The 24,805-nt window shown below is 57.3% G+C and carries 21 protein-coding genes; 5 read left to right on the top strand and 16 right to left on the bottom strand.

Annotated elements, in window-relative coordinates; translation table 11 throughout:
- Window positions 1-565: 565 nt before the first annotated feature.
- Window positions 566-1,789: a CaiB/BaiF CoA-transferase family protein gene (locus VMP31_RS10350; protein ID WP_325506751.1), complete on the bottom strand. Its 1,224-nt coding sequence runs from the start codon at window positions 1,787-1,789 to the stop codon at window positions 566-568.
- Between the two features lie 105 nt (window positions 1,790-1,894).
- Window positions 1,895-3,073: an acyl-CoA dehydrogenase gene (locus VMP31_RS10345; RefSeq protein ID WP_325506749.1), complete on the bottom strand. Its 1,179-nt coding sequence runs from the start codon at window positions 3,071-3,073 to the stop codon at window positions 1,895-1,897.
- 185 nt (window positions 3,074-3,258) lie between these two features.
- Between VMP31_RS10345 and VMP31_RS10340 the strand changes: the two genes are divergently transcribed.
- From VMP31_RS10340 to VMP31_RS10325, 4 genes are all read left to right on the top strand, one after another.
- Window positions 3,259-4,167, top strand: coding sequence for a LysR substrate-binding domain-containing protein (locus VMP31_RS10340; protein WP_325506747.1), 909 nt, complete (start codon window positions 3,259-3,261; stop codon window positions 4,165-4,167).
- Window positions 4,168-4,723: 556 nt separating this feature from the next.
- Window positions 4,724-5,845: a Re/Si-specific NAD(P)(+) transhydrogenase subunit alpha gene (locus VMP31_RS10335; RefSeq protein WP_325506745.1), complete on the top strand. Its 1,122-nt coding sequence runs from the start codon at window positions 4,724-4,726 to the stop codon at window positions 5,843-5,845.
- A gap of 13 nt (window positions 5,846-5,858) precedes the next feature.
- Complete coding sequence (locus tag VMP31_RS10330) at window positions 5,859-6,176, top strand: NAD(P) transhydrogenase subunit alpha (protein ID WP_305252752.1); 318 nt, start codon at window positions 5,859-5,861, stop codon at window positions 6,174-6,176.
- Window positions 6,176-7,612, top strand: coding sequence for an NAD(P)(+) transhydrogenase (Re/Si-specific) subunit beta (locus tag VMP31_RS10325; protein WP_325506741.1), 1,437 nt, complete (start codon window positions 6,176-6,178; stop codon window positions 7,610-7,612). Before VMP31_RS10330 ends, VMP31_RS10325 begins: the two co-directional genes overlap by 1 nt.
- Before the next feature lie 106 nt (window positions 7,613-7,718).
- Here VMP31_RS10325 and VMP31_RS10320 read toward each other — a convergent pair whose 3' ends face one another.
- The 3 genes from VMP31_RS10320 to VMP31_RS10310 form a co-directional block, all read right to left on the bottom strand.
- A complete protein-coding gene (locus VMP31_RS10320; RefSeq protein WP_414705446.1) occupies window positions 7,719-10,076 on the bottom strand; it encodes a tetratricopeptide repeat protein in 2,358 nt (785 codons plus the stop codon).
- A gap of 230 nt (window positions 10,077-10,306) precedes the next feature.
- A complete protein-coding gene (locus tag VMP31_RS10315) occupies window positions 10,307-11,434 on the bottom strand; it encodes an acyltransferase (protein WP_325506739.1) in 1,128 nt (375 codons plus the stop codon).
- Between the two features lie 18 nt (window positions 11,435-11,452).
- The gene (locus tag VMP31_RS10310) at window positions 11,453-13,339 is read right to left on the bottom strand and encodes a sulfatase family protein (RefSeq protein ID WP_325506737.1); all 1,887 of its coding nucleotides are present in this window, start codon (window positions 13,337-13,339) and stop codon (window positions 11,453-11,455) included.
- A gap of 17 nt (window positions 13,340-13,356) precedes the next feature.
- Here VMP31_RS10310 and VMP31_RS10305 point away from each other — a divergent pair, with 17 nt between their 5' ends.
- Window positions 13,357-14,160, top strand: a complete 804-nt coding sequence (locus VMP31_RS10305; protein ID WP_325506735.1) for a 2OG-Fe(II) oxygenase — start codon at window positions 13,357-13,359, stop codon at window positions 14,158-14,160.
- 34 nt (window positions 14,161-14,194) lie between these two features.
- Here the strand turns inward: VMP31_RS10305 and VMP31_RS10300 are convergent, their stop codons facing one another.
- The 11 genes from VMP31_RS10300 to VMP31_RS10250 all read right to left on the bottom strand — a co-directional run bounded on the left by VMP31_RS10300 (window position 14,195) and on the right by VMP31_RS10250 (window position 24,756).
- Window positions 14,195-14,584, bottom strand: coding sequence for a GtrA family protein (locus VMP31_RS10300; RefSeq protein WP_325506733.1), 390 nt, complete (start codon window positions 14,582-14,584; stop codon window positions 14,195-14,197).
- Window positions 14,585-14,589: 5 nt separating this feature from the next.
- The gene (locus VMP31_RS10295) at window positions 14,590-15,546 is read right to left on the bottom strand and encodes a WxcM-like domain-containing protein (protein WP_325506731.1); all 957 of its coding nucleotides are present in this window, start codon (window positions 15,544-15,546) and stop codon (window positions 14,590-14,592) included.
- The gene (locus tag VMP31_RS10290) at window positions 15,539-16,477 is read right to left on the bottom strand and encodes a glycosyltransferase family 2 protein (RefSeq protein WP_325506729.1); all 939 of its coding nucleotides are present in this window, start codon (window positions 16,475-16,477) and stop codon (window positions 15,539-15,541) included. Before VMP31_RS10290 ends, VMP31_RS10295 begins: the two co-directional genes overlap by 8 nt.
- Complete coding sequence (locus tag VMP31_RS10285) at window positions 16,471-17,586, bottom strand: DegT/DnrJ/EryC1/StrS family aminotransferase (RefSeq protein WP_325506727.1); 1,116 nt, start codon at window positions 17,584-17,586, stop codon at window positions 16,471-16,473. Before VMP31_RS10285 ends, VMP31_RS10290 begins: the two co-directional genes overlap by 7 nt.
- Window positions 17,579-19,459 carry a hypothetical protein gene (locus tag VMP31_RS10280; protein ID WP_325506725.1) on the bottom strand — a complete coding sequence of 627 codons (1,881 nt, stop codon included), beginning with the start codon at window positions 19,457-19,459 and terminating at the stop codon, window positions 17,579-17,581. Before VMP31_RS10280 ends, VMP31_RS10285 begins: the two co-directional genes overlap by 8 nt.
- A gap of 62 nt (window positions 19,460-19,521) precedes the next feature.
- The gene (locus VMP31_RS10275; RefSeq protein ID WP_325506723.1) at window positions 19,522-20,280 is read right to left on the bottom strand and encodes a class I SAM-dependent methyltransferase; all 759 of its coding nucleotides are present in this window, start codon (window positions 20,278-20,280) and stop codon (window positions 19,522-19,524) included.
- 43 nt (window positions 20,281-20,323) lie between these two features.
- On the bottom strand, window positions 20,324-20,908 hold the full coding sequence (locus VMP31_RS10270) for a hypothetical protein (RefSeq protein WP_325506721.1): 585 nt from the start codon (window positions 20,906-20,908) through the stop codon (window positions 20,324-20,326).
- A gap of 72 nt (window positions 20,909-20,980) precedes the next feature.
- The gene (locus tag VMP31_RS10265) at window positions 20,981-21,952 is read right to left on the bottom strand and encodes a sulfotransferase domain-containing protein (protein ID WP_325506719.1); all 972 of its coding nucleotides are present in this window, start codon (window positions 21,950-21,952) and stop codon (window positions 20,981-20,983) included.
- Window positions 21,953-22,042: 90 nt separating this feature from the next.
- On the bottom strand, window positions 22,043-23,023 hold the full coding sequence (locus tag VMP31_RS10260) for a glycosyltransferase (protein ID WP_325506717.1): 981 nt from the start codon (window positions 23,021-23,023) through the stop codon (window positions 22,043-22,045).
- Entirely contained in the window at window positions 23,020-23,943 is a 924-nt protein-coding gene (locus tag VMP31_RS10255) for a glycosyltransferase family A protein (RefSeq protein ID WP_325506715.1), read from the bottom strand. Before VMP31_RS10255 ends, VMP31_RS10260 begins: the two co-directional genes overlap by 4 nt.
- 15 nt (window positions 23,944-23,958) lie before the next feature.
- The gene (locus VMP31_RS10250; protein ID WP_325506713.1) at window positions 23,959-24,756 is read right to left on the bottom strand and encodes a sulfotransferase family protein; all 798 of its coding nucleotides are present in this window, start codon (window positions 24,754-24,756) and stop codon (window positions 23,959-23,961) included.
- Window positions 24,757-24,805 lie beyond the last annotated feature (49 nt).

Raw genomic sequence — 24,805 nt, 5'->3', positions numbered from 1 at the left:
GCTTCTAGGAGTTTCCAGGTGTCGACGCCTGCACCGAGCACAAGGAAATACGGGTCGAGAATGGCCCGCTTGTTGTACTGCAGCAGCTAGAAGGAAGTATTGGCCCCGGTGCCACCGGCAATGCGCACTGCGGCATCTATAGAGTCAGCTTGAGGGGGCGGCAAGGTCAGCGGTTGTCAGCGGGGGACATCCCTTCCTTTACGCAGCGCGGGCTTAATTGGTTCACGTCTGTTTTGACCTGCCTCACCTGGAGTGTTTAAGGCTATGTACCCGTTAACTGTTGCATACGCGGTCTCTTGTAGGAGAGGCGACTCCGCGGCGAATGCTCCCCTCTCCCTAGCCCTCTCCTAGCCGGCCGCCCCCAGAGGGGCGAGGGGACTAATCGGCGTATGCCGGGCAATCGCGCAACAGCCAGCGGGTACATAGCCTTGTTCAACAACCTGTCAGGTGACGGGTATAGCTGCAGGCTCGGCATCGGTAGGGTGCGCCGTGCGCACCGGGGTAGACGGCGGGCTCTTGGTGAACACGCGGCGCACCCTATGTGGCCGATTAGAGCTCGGGCGGTTTAAAGCACACCGGCGGCGCGCAAGGTGGCCAGTTGTTCCGCGCTTAGGCCCAGATGGCGGCTTAGCACCTGTTCGGTATGTTCGCCGAGCAGCGGTGGTGCGTTGCGGTATTCCACCGGGGTCTGCGACAGGCGCAGCGGGCTGGCCACCAGTGGGGTGGTGCTGCCCAGGCCGTTGGGCAGTTCGATGCGCAGGCCGCGGGCTTTAACCTGGGGGTCATCGAATACCTGGGCCAGATCGTTGATCGGCCCGCACGGCACGCCGGCCTGTTCCAGCAGGGCGATCCATTCGGCGGTGCTCTTGAACACCGTGGCCTGGCGCAGCAGCGGAATCAGCTCGGCGCGGTGGGCGACGCGGGCCTGGTTGGAAGAAAAACGCGGGTCGTCGGCCAAAGCCGGAAGGCCGGCAACCTCGCAAAGTTTGCGGAATTGCCCGTCGTTGCCCACGGCGATAATGAAGTCGCCATCGGCCGAGGGGAAATCCTGGTAGGGCACGATATTGGGGTGGGCATTACCCAGGCGCTTGGGTGCGACCCCGGTGTTGAGGTAGTTCATCGCCTGGTTGGCCAGGCAGGCCACCTGCACGTCGAGCAGCGCCACATCGATATGCTGGCCGAGGCCGGACTGCTCGCGCTGGTTGAGTGCGGCCAGCACGCCGACCGTGGCGTACAGGCCGGTGAGGATATCGGTGAGGGCGACGCCGACCTTTATGGGGCCGGCACCCTCCTCGCCTTCGGGTTTGCCGGTAAGGCTCATCAGCCCGCCGAGGCCCTGAATCATAAAGTCGTAACCTGCTCGCTTGGCGTAGGGCCCGTTTTGCCCGAAGCCGGTGATGGAGCAGTAGATCAGGCGCGGGTTAAGCGCTTTCAACGAATCGTAATCGAGGCCGTAGGCCGCCAGGCCGCCGACCTTGAAGTTCTCCAGCAGCACGTCGCAGTTCTGCACCAGCTCGCGCACCAGGCGCTGGCCTTCGGCCTGGGTGAAGTCCAGGGTCACCGACTGTTTGTTGCGGTTGGCGCTCTGGAAATAGGCCGCCTCACGCGAGTCGTTGCCCTCGCTGTCTTTCACATAGGGCGGGCCCCAGTGACGGGTATCGTCGCCCGTGCCGGGGCGTTCGACCTTGATCACCTCGGCCCCGAGGTCGCCGAGAATCTGCCCGGCCCAAGGCCCGGCGAGTACGCGGGAGAGGTCGAGAACGCGGATATGCGAGAGTGCGCCGGGCATGGGTAGACCTCGTGACGAACGTAGGATGGGTTGAGCAACGCGATACCCATCGGGCCGAGTGATGGGTTACGCCGCTGCGCGGCTAACCCATCCTACGTAGCAGGTTTAAAAAAACGCCTGAATACCAGTCTGAGCTCTGCCAAGGATCAGCGCATGCACATCGTGGGTCCCTTCATAGGTATTCACCACTTCCAGGTTGACCAGATGGCGGGCTACGCCGAATTCGTCGCTGATGCCGTTGCCGCCGAGCATGTCGCGGGCCAGGCGGGCGACATCCAGGGCCTTGCCGCAGCTGTTGCGCTTCATGATCGAGGTGATTTCCACCGCCGCGGTGCCTTCGTCCTTCATCCGGCCGAGGCGCAGGCAGCCTTGCAGCGCCAGGGTGATTTCAGTCTGCATATCGGCCAGCTTCTTCTGGATCAGCTGGTTGGCGGCCAGTGGGCGGCCGAACTGCTTGCGGTCCAGGGTGTACTGGCGGGCGGTGTGCCAGCAGTCTTCGGCGGCACCCAGCGCGCCCCAGCTGATGCCGTAACGAGCGGAGTTGAGGCAGGTGAACGGGCCCTTGAGGCCGCGCACATCGGGGAAGGCGTTTTCTTCCGGGCAGAATACGTTGTCCATCACGATTTCGCCGGTGATCGAGGCGCGCAGGCCGACCTTGCCGTGAATCGCCGGGGCGCTGAGGCCCTGCCAGCCTTTTTCCAGGACGAAGCCGCGAATCTCGCCGGCATCATCCTTGGCCCAGACCACGAATACATCGGCGATGGGCGAGTTGGTGATCCACATCTTCGCGCCGCTCAGGCGGTAACCGCCGTCGACCTTTTTCGCCCGGGTGATCATGCTGCCCGGGTCGGAGCCATGGTCCGGCTCGGTCAGGCCGAAGCAGCCGATATATTCGCCGCTGGCCAGTTTGGGCAGGTACTTCTGCTTGGTTGCTTCGTTGCCGAATTCGAAGATCGGCACCATCACCAGGGACGACTGCACGCTCATCATCGAGCGGTAGCCGGAGTCGATGCGCTCCACTTCACGGGCGATCAGGCCGTAGCACACGTAGTTGAGGCCGCTGCCACCGTAGGCTTCGGGGATGGTCGCGCCGAGCAGGCCGGTGTCGCCCATCTCGCGGAAGATCTTCGGGTCGGTCTGCTCATGGCGGAAGGCTTCGATTACCCGCGGGGCCAGCTTGTCGGCGGCGAACTGCTGAGCGCTGTCGCGCACCATGCGCTCTTCTTCGGTCAGTTGCTGGTCGAGCAGCAGCGGGTCGATCCAGTTGAAGCTTGCCTTGGCCATGGTGAAAACCTCGAATCAGATGGTGAAGAAGCACGGCCCGGGCCGCGACTACAGAGTGTGTGACTGATCCTAGGTGGCATCCGCGCAGCAGGCAAACGAGGATTACGCACGCTATTGTGCGTAATCCGCACTTCGAGATAGTTTTAGTGGGCCATTTTCGATTTATCAGTGAGGCTGTCGCATAAATGCGTCGCAAGATTCCCAGTACTGCCGCCCTGGTCGCCTTCGAGTCAGCGGCGCGGCACCAGAGTTTCACCCGGGCCGCGGAAGAACTCAGCCTGACCCAGAGCGCCATCTGTCGGCAGATCGCCAGCCTGGAGGAGTTTCTCAACGTCGAGCTGTTCCGCCGCTCGCGACGTGGGGTCAAGCTGACTGAGGCCGGCCTGTCCTACGCTCGCCGGGTGGCGACCCAACTGGATGCGGTGGAGCGCGACACCCTGGCGGTGATGGGCCAGCAGGGGGCGATGAGCATCGAGCTGGCGGTGGTGCCGACCTTCGGCACCCAGTGGCTGCTGCCGCGGCTGAAGGACTTCCAGCGCTTGCACCCGGAGGTCACGGTCAACCTGACCAACCGCACTCGGCCCTTTCTGTTTGCCGACACCGAGTTCGACGCCGCGGTGTATTTCGGCGATGGCGACTGGTCGGGCACCCGCTCGCACCTGCTGATGCGCGAAAATCCCATGCCGGTGTGCAGCCCGGCGCTGCTTGAGGGCGCAGGTGAACTGAGCGCCGAGCAGATCGCCAGCCTGCCGCTGCTGCAGCAGACCACCCGGCCCTATGCCTGGCGCCAGTGGTTCAACGCCCAGGGTCTGAGCATCCCGCGGGACATGAGCGGGCCGCGCTACGAGCTGTTTTCCATGCTGGCCCAGGCGGCCATGCATGAGATGGGCATTGCCCTGATTCCGCCCTTTCTTATTCGCCGCGAGCTGGACGAGGGCCGTCTGGTGATTGCTTCGAGCTATAACCAGCCGAGCGACAAGGCTTATTACCTGATCATCCCCGAGCGCAAGCTGGAGTCGGCGGCGCTGCTGGCCCTGCGCGACTGGCTGGTACGGGAGGCCCGGGCCTATGCCGAGGCCAGCAGTTTGAAATAGACAACAGTCGCCAAGGGTCTGGCGCGGTGTCGGGTCAACGCTCTGTCACCTGTTACTCTCGGCCGTGCTCTGCAAGTTGACGCAGCCCTAGAAATGGCAGCTCCTGCAAACAAGCTGACCCCGTAGTCAATAATGCTATTTGCTACATTCCGATAAAAAAGGTGCGTTGCTAATGTTCTATTTATTGCACGCAAAAGCAGCTAAAACCCTCTGAATCCCTGGCTTGGGCTATGGTTGTCTGGGCTGCCCATCGAAATGATGGGGCTGCATAGACGGGGCTGATGGCCGGCTCCCCCGATTTACCCGGAAATATCGCTGCAGACCTTGTGGGTTGGGGCTGTAACCCGTAAAGCTGAATGGCCGGTCAGCAGATGACTTGTAGTTATCCCAAGGTTTTACTTCATAACGCCTTGAAGCCCGTGGCCTTCGCCTGCAAAATGCCGCGCCCCGTCTTAGTGCAGCTTCTGCTCGCGCGGGTTTGTGCTGATCCTCCCTAATGCCCGCGTGCCATCCGCAGTGCGCCGGTTCACCAAAAAGATCACGCAGGAGAATTGACGTGCACATCGGTGTTCCTCTCGAAACCCATGCAGGCGAGACGCGCGTTGCCGCGACTCCCGAAACCCTCAAGAAGCTGATCGGCCAGGGCCATCAGGTCACGGTGCAGACCGGTGCCGGCGTTAGCGCAAGCATTCCGGACAGCGCCTATGAAGCTGTTGGCGCGGCTATCGGTAACGATGCTGCTGCCTTCGGTGCTGATCTGGTGCTGAAAGTGCTCGCCCCCAGCGACGTCGAACTGAGCCATATGAAGACCGGCGCGGTGCTGGTCGGCATGCTCAACCCGTTCAGCAACGAGACCATCGCCCGTCTGAATGCCCGCGGCATCACCGCTTTCGCCCTGGAGGCCGCGCCGCGCACCTCCCGCGCGCAGAGCCTGGATGTGCTCAGCTCCCAGGCCAACATCGCCGGCTACAAAGCCGTGCTGCTGGCCGCCCACCACTATCCGCGCTTTATGCCGATGCTGATGACTGCCGCCGGTACCGTAAAGGCCGCGCGCATTCTGGTGCTCGGTGCCGGTGTCGCCGGCCTGCAGGCCATCGCCACGGCCAAGCGCCTGGGTGCGGTGATCGAGGCCTCGGACGTGCGTCCGGCGGTGAAGGAGCAGATCGAATCCCTGGGGGCCAAGTTCGTCGATGTGCCGTGCGAGACCGATGAAGAGCGCGAATGCGCCGAAGGCGTTGGCGGCTACGCGCGGCCGATGCCGGCTTCGTGGATGGAGCGTCAGGCCAAGGCGGTGCACGAGCGCGCCAAGCAGGCCGATATCGTTATCACCACCGCGCTGATCCCGGGTCGCAAGGCCCCGACCCTGCTGCATGCCGCCACCGTGGCGGAAATGAAGCCGGGCTCGGTGGTTATCGACCTCGCTGCAGCGCAAGGCGGCAACTGCCCGCTGACCGTGGCTGAGCAGGTGGTCGTCAGCAGCGGCGTGACCATCGTCGGCCATAGCAACCTGGCGGCCCTGGTGCCGGCCGATGCTTCGGCGCTGTACGCACGTAACCTGCTGGACTTCCTCAAGCTGGTGATCGACGGCGAAGGCAAGTTCCACCTCAACCTCGAAGACGACATCGTCAAAGCGTGCCTGATGTGCGCGGACGGCCAAGTCGTACGAACCAACGGCTAAGGGGAGAACAACCATGGATATGATTTCCGACGGCATCTACAACCTGATCATTTTCGTGCTGGCGATCTATATCGGCTACCACGTGGTCTGGAACGTCACACCGGCCCTGCACACCCCATTGATGGCGGTGACCAACGCGATTTCCGCGATCGTTATCGTCGGGGCCATGCTGGCTGCGGCGCTGACCGTAACCCCGCTGGGCAAGACCATGGGCACCCTGGCCGTGGCCTTGGCTGCGGTCAACGTGTTCGGCGGCTTCCTGGTAACCCGGCGCATGCTGGAAATGTTCAAGAAGAAAGCGCCTAAAGCCGCTGCAGTGGAGAAGCATTGATGAGCATGAATCTGATCACTGTTCTCTACCTCATCGCCTCGGTGTGCTTTATCCAGGCGCTCAAGGGCCTGTCGCACCCGACCACCTCGCGGCGCGGCAACCTGTTCGGCATGCTCGGCATGGGTCTGGCGGTGCTGACCACCGTGGGCCTGATCTACAAGCTCGGCAGCGAGATCGCCACCGCCGGTATCGGCTACGTGATTGTCGGCCTGCTGGTCGGCGGTAGCGTCGGCACCGTGATGGCCAAGCGCGTGGAAATGACCAAGATGCCTGAGCTGGTCGCTTTCATGCACAGCATGATCGGCCTGGCTGCGGTGTTTATCGCCATTGCCGCAGTAGTCGAGCCGCAGTCCCTGGGTATCGTTGCTGCCCTGGGCGATGCGATCCCGGCCGGTAACCGTCTGGAGCTGTTCCTCGGTGCGGCCATCGGTGCCATCACCTTCTCCGGTTCGGTGATCGCCTTCGGCAAACTCTCGGGCAAGTACAAGTTCCGCCTGTTCCAGGGCGCACCGGTACAGTTCAAGGGCCAGCACTGGATCAACCTGGCGGTCGGTCTGGCAATTCTCGGCCTGGGCCTGGTGTACACCTTCACCGGCAACATCACCGCCTTCGCCATCCTGGTTGCCCTGGCGTTCGTGATTGGCGTGCTGATCATCATCCCGATTGGCGGCGCGGATATGCCGGTGGTGGTGTCGATGCTAAACAGCTACTCGGGCTGGGCGGCTGCCGGTATCGGCTTCTCGCTGAACAACTCGATGCTGATCATCGCCGGTTCCCTGGTGGGCTCATCAGGCGCGATCCTCTCGTACATCATGTGCAAGGCGATGAATCGCTCGTTCTTCAACGTGATCCTCGGTGGTTTCGGTGGCGCGACTGAAGCCGCTGGTCCGGCCGGTGCTCAGGAAGCTCGCCCGGTGAAATCCGGTTCCAGCGACGATGCGGCCTTCCTGCTGACCAACGCCGACACCGTGATCATCGTTCCCGGCTACGGCCTGGCGGTAGCCCGTGCCCAGCACGCGCTGATGGAGCTGGCAGAGAAGCTGACCCACCGTGGCGTCACCGTGAAGTACGCGATCCACCCGGTTGCCGGGCGTATGCCGGGCCATATGAACGTCCTGCTGGCCGAGGCCGAAGTGCCTTACGAGCAAGTGTTCGAGATGGACGACATCAACTCCGAGTTCGGCCAGGCCGACGTGGTGCTGGTGCTGGGTGCCAACGACGTGGTCAACCCGGCCGCGAAGAACGACCCCAAGTCGCCAATCGCCGGCATGCCGATCCTCGAGGCCTACAAAGCCAAGACCGTGATCGTCAACAAGCGCTCCATGGCCAGCGGTTACGCCGGTCTGGATAACGAACTGTTCTATATGGACAAGACCATGATGGTCTTCGGCGACGCGAAGAAGGTGATCGAGGATATGGTTAAGGCGGTGGAGTAACCACAGGCCGTTGAGCGATAGCTGATCACTGACCCCCACGGAAGCCTGGCTGCCGTGGGGGTTTTTGTTTGTCCTGAGAAAATATCAGCTACTCAAGTCCTTCTCGCTATTGCGCCAGTAGTGGGTCTTCCGGGTTGATGGCTTGAAGCGTTCTGAGGAGTAAAGCGGTTTTGTCCTTATCCCCGGCTTGTGCGGCATAAGCCAACAACGCTTGGCGAATGGCTCTATTGGTCGGGTCTCGCTTGAGCCCGATGTCGAGCAGTTTTTCTGCTTCGGCCTTTTCCCCACTTTCATGTAGCCCTATGGCATAGGCGTAGAGGTAATCACTGTTGTCGGGGGCCTGGTTGTGGGCTTTTTCCAGGTGGTTCAAGGCCTTGCCGCGTTGCCCCTGGCGAACACTGGCCATGGCCAGGGCATGATGCAGGGCCGCGTCCTTGGCATGGCGTTCATCGGGCTGTTGGAAAACTGACGGGGTTGCTGAAGTGTTGTTGGCGGTAGGCTCAAGGTGCGTATTTATAGCGGATGAACGCTGCTTCTCCGCATAGTTTTCCCTGGCTTCGGCTGTCTCTCCGGGATTGTCTAGCGATTGGTTAAGCCCTTCTTCAAGCAGCTTGATTCCTGCTTGGGCGTCACCTTGCGACTCAAGCCACTGAGCGAGCAGGATTCTGGCTGGCTGGTACCGCCGATCACGTTTCAAGGCTTCTCGTAGCGCGGGTTCCACATCCTTTGTCCTGCCGTCCAATTGGTAAAGCATGGCCAGGTTTACATTTGCCTCTGGGCGCTCGCGGAGGCTGCGTTGCCCCTGCTCGTATTCGCGGATGGCCTGCTCGAAGCCCGCAGGAGCCGCGCGGCCCGTCTGTGGGAGCTGTGCTATTTGCCAGGCTGCGGCGATACGCACCGCGCGTACGGGGTCCTGTAACACGGGACTGAGCGCCTGCATCTGCAGTCTTTCAGGGGCCAGGGCGGCCAGGCTGCTTACTGCCACCTCGCGCACTTGCGGCTCGCTGTGCGCCAGCGCCTGAAGAATGGAGCGCAGCGTGCGTTGCGAAGGGTAGCGATACAGCTCTGCCAGCAAGGTCGCCCTACGAATGGCAGGCAGGTCTTCGCGCTGCAATTGCTCCAGTACGGCCGCCAGTGCGCCTTCCCCTCCGTGCCGGGCGGCGAATAAAGTCGATGCATAGCCGTTATCCCTGGACTGAGGGTTACTGAACAGCTGTTTGAACTGCGTTTGCAGGCGAGCCAGTGGCATCTCCGTATGGCAGCCAAGGCAAGCGTCGCCGTGCCCTAACTTCAGGGCCTGAGCCGGATTTGGCACACTGAAGCTATGATCGTGGCGCTGATCCTTGACCATGAAGTGGCGGGCCGGCATATGGCAACTGATGCATTGAGCCGCCACTGTTTCCTGCTGATGCCGGTGATGCTCCGGCGAGTCGTAATTCTTGGATATCAGCCCGCTGGAGTCGATGCCCGGCCGGGCTGCCTGCCCCGATGGGTTGTGGCATTGCGTGCACAGGGCATTTCCCGTGGTGCGTAGCTCGGCGGAGTGAGGGTTGTGGCAGTCCGTGCAACGCACGCCGGCGGCATACATGCGGCTCTGTACGAAGGAGCCGTACTCGAAGACTTCGTCTTTGATCTTGCCATCAATTTCATTGAGAACTGGGCTAAGGATGCTGGGTAGGTAGTCATCCATCATGCGATTGGCATGCTGGTAACCATCGCTGAGTGCGGCCCTGCGGCTGTGGCAGCGACCGCAAACCTCGGCCTCTCTTCCTGCACTGTCGTCCACGGCCGCGGATGAAAAGCCATAGCCTGCCTTTTCGGTTGGACGCTTCAGCCATTCCAGGTGACCTGCTGCGGGCCCGTGGCAACTTTGGCAGCCCACCCCGAGAGCCTGCCAGGTGCTGGCATAGCGGTCGGTAAGCGGATCGTAGTTGCGTTTGAAGCCTGTGGTATGGCACTCGAGGCACATAAAGTTTGCGTTCTGATTCGGCCCCGCCCAGTGCAAGGCGTTGTCATGTTCGATCTGCTGGTCTGGATAGAGCTCGAACCATTGTTCTTTTTGCGTATCCCAGGCTACGTCGAACGCCTGTAGCCGCCCGTCGGGCAACGCCAGCAGGTACTGCTGCAGCGGCTCTACACCAAAGGTGAAGGCGACAGGGTAGTCAGCCGGTTGTCCATCGGCACCTGTGGTGCTCACCCAGAAGCCATCGGCCTTGCGCTGAAAATGGGTGCGTGCCCGCTGACCGACAAAAGTATGGTCATTGAAGTCCCCCAATACCGAGTGTTCGTTTGCACTCTGCATGGCCAGGTGGTGGTGAGAGCCTTGCCAGCTCTGGTGTTGCGGCTGGTGGCAGGTCTGGCAGCTGTCTTCGGATACCCAGTGGTCGCCCGATATGGGGTGTATTGGACGCAGCGAGTCGGTTCTGAACCAAACGGTTAGCCCTGCCGATAGCAGCAAGAACACAAAACCGTATGCCACTAAGCGACGGTTTGTTCCTAGGCAGCTACCTAGCAAAACAACAAGGCTCGTTCAATGGCTCAAGGTCGATAGGCATAAAGCACCGGTAGGGTTCTAAGTTTTCTGGCAAGCCCGGGAGGTCACAAATTGACATTCGCATAAGGGTGCGACTCGACTCGGAATTGCTACGCTCCCGTGTAATACCTGTGAAAAAAGTCATAGGTAGGCATGGTTGTCTACACATTACCAGCGGCCGAGCTCGGTCTGGGTGACTTGCTCCAAGGCATTGATTTCAGTTGCAGGAAGGGCAATTCTATCCAGCGGTAGGTAAAGGCTGATATAGCCGAAGAGAGTAGGAAGAGGGCTATCCCCAGCAAGGCTGTTTCGCCCCAGCCGTCTGGGTGCCAAGAAAGACGCAAAACCGTATCACCCTTAAGCATAAAGAAAATAACCGAGCTGTGAGTCAGGTATATGGAGTACGACCACTGGCCGAAGCGATGCAGTAAGGGATTCACCAGTAGACGGTATCCCGGAAATCTGAAGTTAAGAAGCGCCAATATAAAAGCACCCCACGCTAAAGCTTCCAGCAAGTAATGCTCATACCAGAACACATGGGCATACATACCAAGTGTGAACGCGCGGTGCTCCACCAGTAAGTTTAAAATCCCTAGTGCAGCAACAACCAACAGTAAGCCCAGCCAACCATGTCCCGACAAGCGCTGCGCCCAGACGGCAATGCGGATATGCGTCCAAGCCAGCACTACCCCAACGGCAAACAGGGGCCATCGCCCCAGAATACTGTCCCTTTGTTCGGCCCAGAAGCCTGGCTCCAGTTTAGAGGTACAAACCTGCCAATAGGCATAGCACGCCACTGGTACCAACAGCCACAACAGGTACTTATAGCGAGGGCTGCGCGCTAACCAGACTGCAACGGGTAATATTAAATAGAACTGCACTTCGACTACCAGGCTCCACCAGACATTACCCATGGGCGATAGAACGCCTACACGAATGCCTTGGAAGAACAGAGCATTTAGCGCTTGCCACCACTGCCCGCTCCACAAGCCAGCCAGCAGAACTAATAGGTAGAACATTGGCAGAATACGCAGGGCTCGACGCAGCAGGTAAGAGCTGGGATTCAGCGGTGCCCCAAGCAAGAATGGGCGGGATAATAAGAAACCGCTCAGAACAAAAAACAGGATGACCCCAGTATTCCCGCCATATAACAGCCCAGCGCCTGCGGGCATGTTGTCATAGGGTTCGTAGCCTCTGAGGGAGCCCAGATAATGAAAACAGAAGACCAGTACAATCGCGATACCGCGCAAAGACTCGCATTCGGGCAAGTGTTCTCGATGACTGACCATATCGCGCCTCATAAAGGTTTACATTGCACCGGAACACAAGGCCTGCTGCAGGTCCTCTAGGCTGTAGCCCGGTTGTTCCCGCAGAAGAAGCTTGTTGATCACGATAGGCTTGCCCAGCAACTTCCCGAGGAAGGGGTGCTTGCCGTCGGCGCTGTTGCCAATCCATGTTGGGTTTTTAAGCAATTTGGCGGTTGCTGGGCGGGTCAGTATGCGGTCGCTGTCGAGAACGACCTGATTATTCCAATAAACCCTTAGAGTTGAGGCTGCCGGTCCCGGGAACGGGAATGTATTAAGCGGCTTGATGTGGGTTGTCACCATCAGGCTATTGCACGCCTGATTTAACTGACTAATAGGGATGCTGAGTTGCTCTTCGCTGCCGATCAGCACTCTAAGCCGTTGGTCGGGTAGCCAGTCGACTCGCCAGACCCCTTCCTGCTCAAGCAGCGTTTGCTGCGCGGCATGCAGTTTTTTGATATCAAGGGACAGGCCCATACTGAATCCGCCAAATGCAGGTGCTCGCTGGAAATCTCGTCCACTCAGGCTTGCCGGTTGATTGACTCCGCCCGGCTGCCAATTCAGGGGGAGCCAGCGCAAATTGCGTTCAGCGATCTTGATCAAGTCGTTAGCACTGGCCCGGTCCATTACCTCGCCGGATCCACCGCTTTGATCAGGTGGCGACCCGAGCGCCGGGGTGATAGGTCCCATCTGGAAACCACCAAACATATCGCGATAGAACAGTCTGGATTGGTCAAATAAATAAGCGGCAAAGCTCATGTTTAGGCCGCCGCCATTCGCCATCCAGTAAAAAGCGGCCGGTTCCGGCAAGACCTTCCCGTCCATCAAAGGACGCAGATTGCGCCCCATTATATTTTCTGACGATTCACCGCCGGCCAGTGCCAGTAGTGTTGGATAAATATCCGTGATATGCGTTGCTGCTGTGATTTCAGCATCTTCATAGTGCCCCGGCCAACGCAGCCATAGAGGGCTACGTACGCCGCCCTCAAGATAAGTGGCCTTTTTCCCTATGAAAGGAAAGTTGTTGTCCTGCGTAATATTGGGGCCGCCATTATCGCTGGCGAATACCACAATGGTGTTTTCTGCTAACCCCTTGCGTTCGAGGCTTGCCAGCAGGCGCTCGACGTTGAAATCGATGTGTTTGAGGATGGACTGAAATTGCCCCTCGGCGGTATCGGGGAATTGATTGGCAAACCTGGGTGATGGTTGATATGGCGTGTGAGGTGAGAACAGCCACAGGTTGATAAACCAGGGCTGCTCGCTGTCTACCATCAAATCAATTGCCTTGTCTGTCAGTAAATCGTCCAGGTAGCCCTGATACTGACGAGGCGGCATACCGTTATCCTGGAGCCAAGGATCTATATGGGTTGGTTGCTGACGCAATATGCTCCCATCTGGCCCAGGACCCCGGAGAACGAAATGATTGAGCATGCCGAACCAGTAGTCGAAGCCGTGATACCCCGGCTGAATCTCTGGGTATTCAAGTGCTTCCCCCACATGCCACTTGCCGACATGAGCGGTTCGATAGCCCAGCCCCTGTAGTGCCTCGGGCAGTGTCTCCAAGTCTTGGGAAAGACCGAGGCCATCTGCTTGAAAGCCGACACTGATTGGGTGCTGGCCGGTCAGCAATGCCGCGCGGCTGGGAGAACAGGTGCTGTCGGTAAAGTGCCGGCGGAATCGCACGGATTGGCGGCTTAACTCATCCAGCGTCGGCGTCGGTGCTGTGCCATCACCCCAACTGGCGATATCGTTGTTGCCGAGATCATCGGTCAGAATCAGCAGGATATTCGGCCGCGGTTGTTGATCCGAGTCATTGCCTGAACACCCCGAGGTCAGCAGAATGGCCAGCAACGACAAGCCGCACAATATGGTTCTGAGAGTAGCCGACACAAAAGGATCCCTGATTAGTGAGTAACGCATCATTTCCAAAAATGATCGGTGATCAAACCGCCATGCCAGCCGACTCGGGCCTGTTGATCAATTATCCGGCGCTGCGGGCGGCTGTAGAGCGGCTGGCTCCTCTCTATCAGGACAATCAGCCATTTCCGCACATTGTAATTGATGACTTCCTGCCCCAGTGCACGCTGCAGAAACTCTTGCAGCAGTACCCCTATGACCAGAACCTGCCTATCTGGAACGATGCCACGCACAAGGACAAGAGCAGCGGCGAGTATGTGCAGAAAGACAAGCGCAATATCCGCGATTGCCTGCAGATGCCGGAGGCATACAGGCAGCTGGTCTGGGAGCTGAATTCGCATTACTTTCTCGACTTCCTTAGCCAGATGACCGGTATCGAAAAACTGATCCCCGACCCTAATCTGCGCGGGGCTGGCATTCATCAAATTGGCCGTGGCGGCTTTCTCAAAGTTCATGCCGACTTCGCGACACACCGCGACTTTGCACTGGATCGCCGCCTCAACTTCCTGCTGTACCTGAATCAGGATTGGCCGGAAGAATATGGCGGCCATCTGCAGCTCTGGGACAAGGACATGCAAGGTCCGCCCAAGCGTGTTCTACCGATTCTCAACCGCTGCGTCGTGTTCAGCACGACTTCGAACTCTTACCATGGGCACCCCCAGCCGGTGACCTGCCCGGAGGGGGTCTATCGCAAATCCCTTGCACTCTACTACTACACCAATGGCCGTCCAGCTGGCGAGGCTGAGCCGGGGTTCGCTACGCTTTGGCAGGAGCTTCCCGATGCATATCGGTGAATAAGATGCGGCTTGATGGGAATCTACAAAAAACTCAAGTCTGCTGCAGGAAAACAAGCCGCGACAGTAGGTAGGTAGCCGGTATTGTCACCACTATTACCAGCGGCGGTGCGAGTGCCTGGGAGATTCCCAGTCTCTCCACTAGTCCCAAGAGTATGCTGATGCCCAGCAGGTACTGCAGCACATAGATGAGGGGAAACAACGCTAGCGAAAACCAGCCGCGGTTGCTCTTGAAGACATAAGCACGATTCAGTACGAATGCCAGGCAAATCCCCAGCAGGTAAACAATCGTGTATGCCCACTGATATGAGATGAACAGGATCAGTAATAGGTAAAGAGCATAAGTCAGTACCGTATTCAATCCGCCCGAAATCAGGAAGCGAAAAAAGCTAGATCGTGCAAATCGTGGTAGCTGTAACAGCATGTTATTTAGCACTCCTGCTGGCCGCGAGCGCGCAGCAAGAAGTCGTCGTAATTGCGAATGTAGTCCGCAGGCTCGTAGTAATCGGAGGCAAATACCAGCAGCATGGCATCAGAAGAGTAGCGGTACTGGATGCCCCAGGTCATGGGTGGAAGGTAGATGCCAGCAGTGGGCCGGTCCAAGACAAACTCCGCACGATTTAAACCGTCATCGGCCACCACGTGCACTACGCCCTTCACCGCCACCAAAAATTGGTGGCATTTTATGTGAGCATGTTCTCCGCGAGTTTCTTCGGTCGGAACGTCGTAGACCATAAAATAACGGCGCACGGTGAACGGAATCTCGCGTTCGAACTCTCCTGCTGACAGGCTGCCGCGTATATCCGATACTTCGGTAAGCCGATGCAAGGTTACGCCCTTGACGGCGGTGTGGCTGAAGCCAACCTCTACTGGGTGGGCTGCCGGCTCGATCCTTGGATCACTCGGACGTGCATCGACATAGCCGACTATTTTTGCCGGATTGCCCACTACAATGGCATTTGGCGGAACTGAGCGAGTCACTACCGCCCCGGCCCCAACCATGGCGTTCATGCCGATAGTCAGGCCTGGCAGTATGGTGGCGTTGGCTCCCAGGGAGGCACCCTTACGGATCAAGGTGCGGGCAAACTGTTCGGGGTATAGCTTGCTGCGCGGGAAGCGATCATTGGTGAACGTGACGTTGGGGCCAACGAACACATCGTCCTCTAGCGTGATGCCATCCCATAGCTGAACCCCGCATTTGAGAGTGACACGATCACCAACGCTGACAACGTTCTCGATGAATACGTGATCACATACATTGCACTCACGGCCCAGGCGCGCTCCCGGCAGAATGTGGGCGAATGCCCACACCCGTGTGCCCTGGCCAATATGATTTGACTCGCACAAGGCCTGAGCATGTACGAAATAACCTGGGTGCTCACTCATGCATCACCTCGTAGCGCTCTACCCGCATAGGGATAGCGAGGGGCCGTTGCTTGGTATTCTCGTAGGTGCGCCAGGCATAGGAGCCGACGATGCCCAATCCCAGCAGGTTTAGGCAACCGAGGAAGGTAATGGTCAACATGGTCATTGCGTAGCCGGGTACATCAATCTCGCCGAACAGTCGGGCGACCAGCACCAGCGTCCCAAGCATGCAGGCCACTATGGCACCGAGCGCGCCCGTACGAATCAGCAACCGAATTGGCAGGTCAGTAAAGGAGAACACGCTGTCCATCAGGTAGTTGACTTTCTTGCGCAACGTCCAGGCAGACTTGCCATATTGCCGCTCCTGGCGCTCGTAACTTACGCTGGCGCGGCGGAAGCCGAGCCAGAAGATCTGCGCGATCAGCGAGCTATGTCGCTCGTCGAGGCTGAGTAAGGTATCGCGGAACGCTTTGTTGCAGGCGAACATGTCCACCCCGCCCGATGGAATCTCAGGCACCACATAGCGGCGGTATAACCCCCAGAATACGCGTGATGCCAGACGTGAAAGGAGCGGGTCCTGACGTCGGGAGCGTACTCCCACTACGACGTCGATCTCCTGCTCGCTGAGAACACGGTTCATCTCCCGCACCAGCTCCGGCGGCTCTTGCAAATCAGCAGCCATTACCGCAAAGCGCTCGCCCTGACCGAACTGCAGGCCGGTACGAATCGCCATAAAGGAGCCGAAGTTGCGAGATAACAGAATTAGCTGAGATCGAAAACATTGCTGCGGCAGGGCTTCACGTAAAAGCTCGTAGCATCGATCCGGACTGCCATCCACGACGAAAACCACTTCCAGTCGGCTAACAAGTGTCTCATTCAGATGGCGCAGAGCCAGCAGCAACTCGGGAAGTGACCCTTCGTTGCGATACACCGGGATGACTAGGCTCAGCATTGCGCTTCCCTTGTAATGAAGTAAGCCCGTACCGCCTCGACAACCTGTTGTATCTCCCCATCATTCATACCAGGGAAACATGGCAGGGAAACGACTTCGTTACAGGCTGCTTCGGTATGTGGCAGGGTCAGCGTATGAGCCTGTGGGTAGGCCGGCTGATGATGGTCGGCAATCGGGTAATGAATGTCCGTGACAACCCCTCGTGCTCGCAGTGCCGCGGCAAACCGCTCGCGATCAGCCAGGCGTAGTACATAGAGGTGTACAACGTGGTCATCCGCAATGGTTGGTAGCTGCAGCTCCAGCCCTTTAAAGGCCGTGTTGTAGCGCGTGGCAATTATACGCCGTTGTTCGTTCCAGCTATTCAGGTGGGGTAGTTTGGTGCGTAAAACCGCTGCCTGTAGTTCATCCATGCGACTGTTGCGACCACCGCGCACGCTGACTCGATATTTCCGGTCCCAGCCATACTGGCGTAGCTGACGTAGGCGTTCAGCCAGGAGCGGGTTATCGGTCAACACTGCGCCACCATCACCCAATGCGCCGAGGTTCTTGGTCGGGTAAAAACTAAAGCAGGCAAGATCGCCGAAGCTTCCGGCTTGTCGTCCATCGCGCCGAGCTCCATGCGCTTGGGAACAATCCTCGATCAGCGGTATTCCCGCCGTACGAGCCATGGCTAACAAGGGCTCAATCCCGGCCAGTTGACCATACAAATGAGTGACGATCAGTGCGTCCGGACGGCTGTCCAAGGCTTTCGCCAATGCCTGCGGGCAAAGAGTTAATGATTCTGGGTCGATGTCGACATAAACGGGTATCGCCCCTATCGCATGAATGGCCGTACTGCCATAGAAGCCGGCATTGGCCACCGTCACCACGCGTTGCCCATAACCAATGCCCAGGGTGCGCAAGGCCAGTTCTAGTGCATCACTGCCACTCGCTACCGATACGCAATGAGCGACCCCAACGTAAGCGGCGAACTCAGTCTCGAAGCCCAGCACTTCCTCACCCAGCACATACCAGTGTCGATCCACTACGCGGGCCATAGGTGTCAGCAAATCCAGCCCAGCATTAGCCTTGGCTGCTGAAAACAGGGGAATAACTTTCCCTTCATTCATTGGAATTGCCCTTTTCCATAAGTGCGCTGGGCGTGAATGCTCGGCAATACACTTCAAACTTGTCAATGAACATAGTCTGCGCGGCCAGCACCGGGTCAAAACGCAATGAGTCGCGGAATCCTTTATCGCTGACGACACGAAAATTAATGGCTTGCTTGCCGGCACTGCGCAGGGGAACCCTCTGCGAGTGCGTCTCGCTGAAGAGCGACTGCTCACCAGGCAGGTAGAATAGTTGGGCAAAATCAGGCACCGACGTTGTTAGTAGTGCATTGACCTCCAGTATTCGGCAACGCGCTAGGGCATCGGCCGCGCCTGTCTCGAACAGAACCCCTGCATCCACGCCGGCCTCGATTTTGATTCGTCCGTCCGCTGTGATTTTGGCCTGTGCATTGCTCCATTCCCCAGGCGGCGTGTTGAGGGACAGGCTGTACAGCGGTAACGGCACCTGCCTTCCGAGAGGAATAGGTTGATAGTTGATATCCCTAACAAATGATGCCTCGGCACCTCGTGCATTGGTCATGGCTTGACGGATGCTCTGCAGAGCAAAGCCGTAGACTTCGGGGCAAATATAGTCACCATCCACCTGCAGATTGGTACGCAAACACTCCAGGCTACGCAGCTTAGGTGCTATGGCCTGTGAGTAGAACGCATCATGTGAGGCAACATTGGTAAATTTGATCGCTAGAAACAAAATGGTAAGGAATGCACCCAAAGCACCGACCTGCAGCAGCGTGGAATTTTGGCGGCGGCGCGACAAGGCCACCAGTAACATTAGTGCGAGCCAGGGCCAGAGCAAATTAACCCAGAAGAAATGAAACCGGTAATAACCCCAGCTGAACACCCCCAGAGCACCATCGTACTGAGGTGGGCGCAAGGTCATTGCCCGACCATAGGCAATTATTCCTAAATAAACGAAAACCACAGCGAGCAAGCTTAGGAATACAACCACGGCTGGTGCATCGACCATCATTACTTGCCGTCGGGTTAGGCGAAATCCGAAAAACGCTGCGATAGTTACCCCCCCAGCCACCAAGCTTAGGGTTAGGGCCAAGGAAAGTGCTGGGTGCTCCAGTGGTAACAGCAATGACCGCGACACTTTGCCGAGCATATAAAGCCAGAAGTCAGCCATCCAGGGATACGTCGCTGCCGTGAGGCCATGCCCTTTTTGTTCGCTTAATTGCAGCATGGCCAGCAGCTGGGCCGTGGCCGCGAGTAGACCAATACCGAGCAGAAGGCTCCCTGTGAGCAACAAGCGTTTCTTGAGTGTATCGGTGAGAAAAAAATGGAGAGTAAGCAGCAGGGCACCTAGCACCAGAATGGCGAAGGCCCCGCTGATATAAACAAATCCAGCCACCAAGCCGAGCAAGCAAAGAGTCGGAATCGCCCAAATATTGCGCCAGCGCTCAGAAAGCAGCACGGCCAGCACCCCCAGCACACAGAGCAAAGGAACTGCCTGGTGATAGGCCATGTCAACCCGCCCCCAATAGCTGTCCGGTTGCAGCATAAAGAGGGTCAGACTGAAAGAACAAGCCAGGATCCAGGGCTGATTGGTGGCGCGGACAAGCAGGTGCCACTGCAGTAGCAGCAGACCACCAAGCACCAGTACCAAGGACAGAAATTGGTAGGCGATGCTATTGCCACCTAATGCATGAAATGCCAGCGAGTCGAGAAATTTACCCACTGGATACAGCGTCTCATTTTCTGGTGCGAAGAGATAATGTAAGTCGAAACTCCCCATCATTCCTTGATCATACTTACGCCAGTCGTCCCAGTATGGGATATCGACGCCATGCTTCAGCCAGAACAGGGCATTTAAGGCGAGGCTAATGATTGGTAATGCAATCAGCCCACGGCACATCCACTTGCGCAGCATTTATTTGCGTTCCATAAAAATAGTCACAAATTCATCCGAATCAATATGACTCTAGGCTGGGCTTAGGAGGCACCATTGGAGGCTTTGTCTTTTTGCAGTCGTTTGACTTTTCTTGTGTTTTCCAAATGCTTGCTGGCATGTACATAGAATGCGCGAATGCGTGCGCAGGAGTCCTCCGTTTGCTCTTCGAACAGCAGTTTTAGTAGTTCTGGATCATTGCTGCGATCACCACCCGGTTTACGCAACACGCCAAGGCCAAAACCATGGTTGAAGGTAAAGGTTTCGTGCTGGCCGCGAATTTCGTCCCAGAACTTCCAGGCCCCGAAATCCTGCAGGCGCGCCTGCACATCGTGGAACAGAATAATGCCGCCCGGTTTTATCTTAGGGTACCAGTTGGCGAAGTCCTCGCTCACCGCCTCGTAAGTGTGAAAACCGTCGATATGCAGCAGATCGATGCTCTCTTCGTTGAAATGCCGCAGGGCATCCTGGAAGTACATACGCATCAGATAGGAAAAACCATGGTAGTGCTGGCGGTTATGGTTATTCACTGCGTTAAACACCGACTCGTCATATTTATCGGTGTGTTCGTCGCCCTCGAAGGTGTCGATTGCATAGCACAGGCCATCAATTTCGTTTTCCTTCATCGACTGGCAGAAGGTGAAATACGACAGGCCTTTGTGAGTGCCTAGCTCCACCAACATCTTCGGGCGTAGGGCTGCGACCAAGTCATAGCCAAAGGGTAGGTGATCGACCCAGGTGCTGAACACCATATGCAAGGGTTCGAAGTGGCGAATCGAGGGCGGCATGTATACGGTACTCATATTTTTATCTCCTGCATAATTCGTGAGTGAGGTGGTTTGTTTTTTAGAGAAAGAAGCAGGTCATTCGATTATCCAGAAGGCTAAAGCGTGGGGACACACGCACCAGCATGATCCACATGATCGCTCCCCAGAGCAAGGCTTCTGGCAGAACATACCATGGGGTATGCCAAATATAAGCTTTTGCCCCCACCTGAGCCGCAGGAATCAATACCAGTGCAAGCAGTACTAGCAGTACTGATAGGGACGCGTTTTTAAATTCTAAATTTCGAGTCGAGTTAATCGATAGAAAAGTGAGAAGAATGCCGACTAAAAAAGTCGTGGAATACGGAAGCGGTATGCCTAGTGCTCGCTGAGGGAAATAATTACTTGGTAATGGTAGCTGTTTGAAGCGCGCAGCCCAAGAAAATAGACAGCTAACTAAAAAACCGCTCAGTAAGAAAAATAAAGTGACTCCGGTGTTACTCGTATAGAGAAAAGAAAAAATGAATAAATCATTTGGTAATTGTGAAAGGCCACTAATGTTCCCCCACACGTGGTAGGCCAATACCAACAAAATAGCTGCACCATAGAGGCCGTCAAATGGCCCGAGTCGTTCTTTGGAGTCCAGTTCACTCTCATGCGCGAACATGGTATTACCTAAGAAAAGTAGTAACAACGCACAGACTCATTAGCATAGAAAGTCCACGGTATGCCGCGTGCCTCATGTTTGATATCCAAAGGCGCTAAAATCCATACCTGTTAATTGAGACAAACGCTTGTTAGAGTCCGAGAAGCGCCCCATGGTCAGGCGCTCAATTTTTTTAGCTAATCTTGTTTCGAGACAGCTGACTAAGTAGTTGGTTTTGCTCAGGGGTGCCCTCCATGTATTGCGCACCAACCTCCAGCTATCACGATCATTAAACCAGCCGCTGTAATTAAAAGGCGTGCGCAGAAAACAACTGTTGAGAAATCGCTGGGCATTGGTTTCGATCGCCGTCTGCCCTTGGTTTACCACTGCATTAAATGGTAAATTCGAAAAATTTACTGAGTTGTAAGTGGTTGGATACAGTTGCATGATTTTTCCGACAAAAGCCGCAGGGTCGCTCTTAAATAATTCATATGGAACGACAACCACTCTGTCCTTAGAGAAGATTTCTTGGTAGTAAGAGACTAAGGCATCGTAAAAAAGATACTCACAGCTGAATTGCGGAGCAATATTTTCATCGCGTGGCGAGAGAAAGTCCTCGATTTTGTGAGGTATACCCCACGCTACAGCCGTACTGAACAGTGAGCGAATCATTTGTCTCTGTTCACGCACCACGATTAAGATTTTTGCTTGAGGAAACGAATGCACCAGCCGCTGCGCAAGCAGCTCCGCATCAAATCCACCGCAAAACATATTGCCTACCAACGCCTCTGAGGTCACCACAGGCACTAATTGTATGGCTTGTGGTGGCGGTAATATTTTATTTGCGCGTGCTATGGCGAAGTTAACCTTTCCCTGAATGGCCTGGCAATCAAACTGAAAGGGTTTCTTAGACACCAGTAACTCGTGAACCAGTTCAGGGTTCAGGCATTTAATAAAACCCATCTCTGGAATAAATAGATTCTTTTGCAGCCACTTTGAGAGGCTCTTCGGGTAGCCGATATGTACCAAAGGGGCATTGTCAAAGAAATCAAGATCTACGCTCATAGTATGCCCGCGATATAGGGTGGTAACCCATTTGTGTTCATGGCGCTGTGTAGCCTAAAGGCTCAGTAGGTATCATCGTCAAAGTGGCGGTTAACTCACGTTGCCGTTTTGCTTTAACCACTGATCCGCATACATATTCTCGTTTCGTGCGGCACAACGCTGCGCTCGATGTATTCCACGCTCTACCGAATGTTTTAAATAGCGAAAAGCTTGGGGAGGAACCCTGCCAAGCAGCACAGGCTCAACAGTGGGTGAGCGATATGGCTGCCCAAGTAATGCGGTCAACTGCTCACTTTGGCTACGCAAAATAGCGTCTCGAGTCTCGACTTCAGAGGTCGTTACGCCGCCATGCAGTTGATGGAAGGAACCTTCGCCGGCCAGCATGAACGCGCGGGTGCGCGGATGCATGGCGGCCTTGCGGTAGATGCAGAGATTCAGTGCGCCGCCGCCCGGCAGGTCGAAACGCTCATCGGCCTGACCGATCTCGCGAAAGACATCGGCACTCAGGAACAGGCAATTGCACTCCATAAAGGGATGGAAGATCCCATTGGGGTTCGCCCCGCTCAGGCAGGAGATGTCGAACAGGGCATAGCCGTTGTTCTGCCAGTCGATTTCGTCGAGCAGGCGCTGCTCCTGTTCCTCGCAGTAGCCGTGGGTCAGGTGGAATTGCTGCTCGTTCTCTCCGAGGTGGTAACCCGGCACTACAACCATGGCATCGTCCGCCATACGCCAGGCCATCAATGCATAGTGCACGACCCCCGGGGTCACCATCCGCGCGCCATCGATCATCAGGCCGATATAGCGGCCCTGGGCCTGGCTGAAGGCGAAGTTGATGGCTGCTGCGGGTGAGACCCCGGGCTCATCGCGAAGAAAGTAGCGGAAGTTTCCCGGCAGGCGGGCGATGGCCTCGGCGTCCATGTTCCGCTTTGAGCGGTTCTCCACCAGGATCACTTCATAGTCGTCGGTACCCACACCCTGCTGGTAGGCGGGGCTGAGGCTAATCAGGGTATTGAGCGCCTGGCGTGGCATGTCGTAAGCGATGACGATAATTGACAGCAGGGGTTGGCTCATTGCGGTTGAACCTTGTCCAGGGAGTGGCGGATAAAGCGATAGACGCTCGGATGCGGCGTACCGAAGAGGATCGGCCTAACATTCGGCGGCGCTCGGTCGTCGCCTCGCAAGGCGCGATCCTGGTCATCCAGCTGTTTGTAGATCAGGTCGCGTTCGGCCTTGCGCGTGCCGGTCGTAACCCCCCCGTGGAACTGGTGAAACGAACCTTCGCCGAACAGCATATAGAAGGCCGTGCCTGGGGATTCGAGCAGTCGCTTGTAGAGGTCGAGGTTGGCGTTGCCGCCGCCAAAGTCGTTGTAGCGAGTATCGACACCGCCCAGCGCTTTCCACTTCTGGGTAGACATGGCGATAAAGTTGCTCTCGTAGTTGGACTGGAAAAAGCCCCCCTGACAGGAGCCACTTAGGACTGCGATATCAAACAGGCTGTAGCCATCCTGAGGCCAGGCGATGCTTTTCAGAAGCTCAGCCTCGGCCTGTTCGTCATACCCCTCATTGACGGCTACTTGTTGCAGCTTGTGGCCGATGTGGTAGCCCGGAGCCGATACGGCGGCCTGTGGGTCGGCCTGAAAGGCGGAAAGCGTCAGGCGTACGACGCCAGGCGTAAGCATCCGCGCACCATCGATCATGATGGCGACATAGCGCCCCCTGGCTTGCGCTGCGCCGAAGTTGATCGCGTTAACCGGGCTGCGCTGGCTTTCCTGGCGATGGTAATAGCGCACATTGGATGCGTGCTGACACGCGCGAGCAGCGCCGAGCAGTCGATCCGAATGGTTTTCCACCACGATGACTTCGTAGTCCTTCTCGCGGACGCCCTGCTGGTATGCGGGGCTCAGCGAGAGCAGGGTTTTCTCGGCCTGGTCGGGCATCTTGTAGACGATCACCACGATCGACAGTTTGGGCCTGGGGCGGAATAGCGACATCAAGGTCTCTCCTGATCAGCGGGCGCAGTCGCGAAGTTCTTGATAGAGCGCTTCATGCTCTCGCGGCAGGGGTAGCGGCTGCTGCTGATGGTGCTTGAGGTCGGCGCTGAAGAAGCGCTCCTCAGTCAGAGGTTCAAGTGCCATCTGCTGCAAGATCACATTCAATTTGTCATGCAGCGTGGCCTCATCCTCGTCGAAACACAGCAATGGGAAGGCGAATTCCCGCTGTAGCTTCAGCAGCTGCTCGTTGTAGGCCTTCCACAGCTTGAGTGCCTGCTCCAGAGGCATGCCGCCGCGGGCTGCGAGAGACTGGGCGACAGCTGTGGGGTGGCGGAATATGCCGACAAACTTGAGGTCGGGGATCAATTCCAGCCAGCCGTCCACGACCAGCAGGGAGCGCGGATCCTTGAACCCCCAGCGTGGCACGCCCTGGTAATCGGCAATCAGCTGTTTAGCCTGATGCCGCTCCTGCGCTGTCCACTTGAGGGGCTCGGCGGGCGGGTTGTCCCAGGCGTAGCCGCGAGCGGCCAGCAGGGCGTCATGGAATGCGACGATTTCCAGGTTTTCCCGATTGCCTTTAAGGTTGTGCGGGTTCCACGCGCTATGTTTGCCTAGCTCGAGCCCGGCTTGCTGCAGCGACCCGGTCAAAAAGCTGGTGCCGCTCCGATGCATGCCCACAACCATGACGGGGGCGGCCGGTTGGGCGGGCATAGGCTTGGACGATTGAACGCGCGAAAGCAGGGTCTGAATAAACCGCATGTAAAGCCTCTTGTTGTCAGCGGCAGGGCCATTTGTCGGAAAGGGTGTGGGCAAGACTTGCGGGTATCTTGCTGAAAAAATACCGCATTGTGTTTAAATGAGC

The sequence above is a fragment of the Pseudomonas sp. genome, assembly GCF_035512415.1.
GTDB lineage: Bacteria > Pseudomonadota > Gammaproteobacteria > Pseudomonadales > Pseudomonadaceae > Aquipseudomonas.
The sequence above is the reverse complement of the archived record's forward strand: the minus strand, read 5'-3'. Positions and strand labels throughout refer to the sequence as shown.

Coding starts and splice junctions, on each gene's coding strand:
- VMP31_RS10285 (WP_325506727.1), bottom strand. CDS start 17,586: ATGAATGAAGGGAAAGTTATTCCCCTGTTTTCAGCAGCCAAGGCTAAT.
- VMP31_RS10290 (WP_325506729.1), bottom strand. CDS start 16,477: ATGCTGAGCCTAGTCATCCCGGTGTATCGCAACGAAGGGTCACTTCCC.
- VMP31_RS10275 (WP_325506723.1), bottom strand. CDS start 20,280: ATGAGTACCGTATACATGCCGCCCTCGATTCGCCACTTCGAACCCTTG.
- VMP31_RS10265 (WP_325506719.1), bottom strand. CDS start 21,952: ATGAGCGTAGATCTTGATTTCTTTGACAATGCCCCTTTGGTACATATC.
- VMP31_RS10270 (WP_325506721.1), bottom strand. CDS start 20,908: ATGTTCGCGCATGAGAGTGAACTGGACTCCAAAGAACGACTCGGGCCA.
- VMP31_RS10280 (WP_325506725.1), bottom strand. CDS start 19,459: ATGCTGCGCAAGTGGATGTGCCGTGGGCTGATTGCATTACCAATCATT.
- VMP31_RS10345 (WP_325506749.1), bottom strand. CDS start 3,073: ATGGCCAAGGCAAGCTTCAACTGGATCGACCCGCTGCTGCTCGACCAG.
- VMP31_RS10315 (WP_325506739.1), bottom strand. CDS start 11,434: ATGGTCAGTCATCGAGAACACTTGCCCGAATGCGAGTCTTTGCGCGGT.
- VMP31_RS10295 (WP_325506731.1), bottom strand. CDS start 15,546: ATGAGTGAGCACCCAGGTTATTTCGTACATGCTCAGGCCTTGTGCGAG.
- VMP31_RS10260 (WP_325506717.1), bottom strand. CDS start 23,023: ATGAGCCAACCCCTGCTGTCAATTATCGTCATCGCTTACGACATGCCA.
- VMP31_RS10330 (WP_305252752.1), top strand. CDS start 5,859: ATGGATATGATTTCCGACGGCATCTACAACCTGATCATTTTCGTGCTG.
- VMP31_RS10350 (WP_325506751.1), bottom strand. CDS start 1,789: ATGCCCGGCGCACTCTCGCATATCCGCGTTCTCGACCTCTCCCGCGTA.
- VMP31_RS10255 (WP_325506715.1), bottom strand. CDS start 23,943: ATGTCGCTATTCCGCCCCAGGCCCAAACTGTCGATCGTGGTGATCGTC.
- VMP31_RS10300 (WP_325506733.1), bottom strand. CDS start 14,584: ATGCTGTTACAGCTACCACGATTTGCACGATCTAGCTTTTTTCGCTTC.
- VMP31_RS10340 (WP_325506747.1), top strand. CDS start 3,259: ATGCGTCGCAAGATTCCCAGTACTGCCGCCCTGGTCGCCTTCGAGTCA.
- VMP31_RS10325 (WP_325506741.1), top strand. CDS start 6,176: ATGAGCATGAATCTGATCACTGTTCTCTACCTCATCGCCTCGGTGTGC.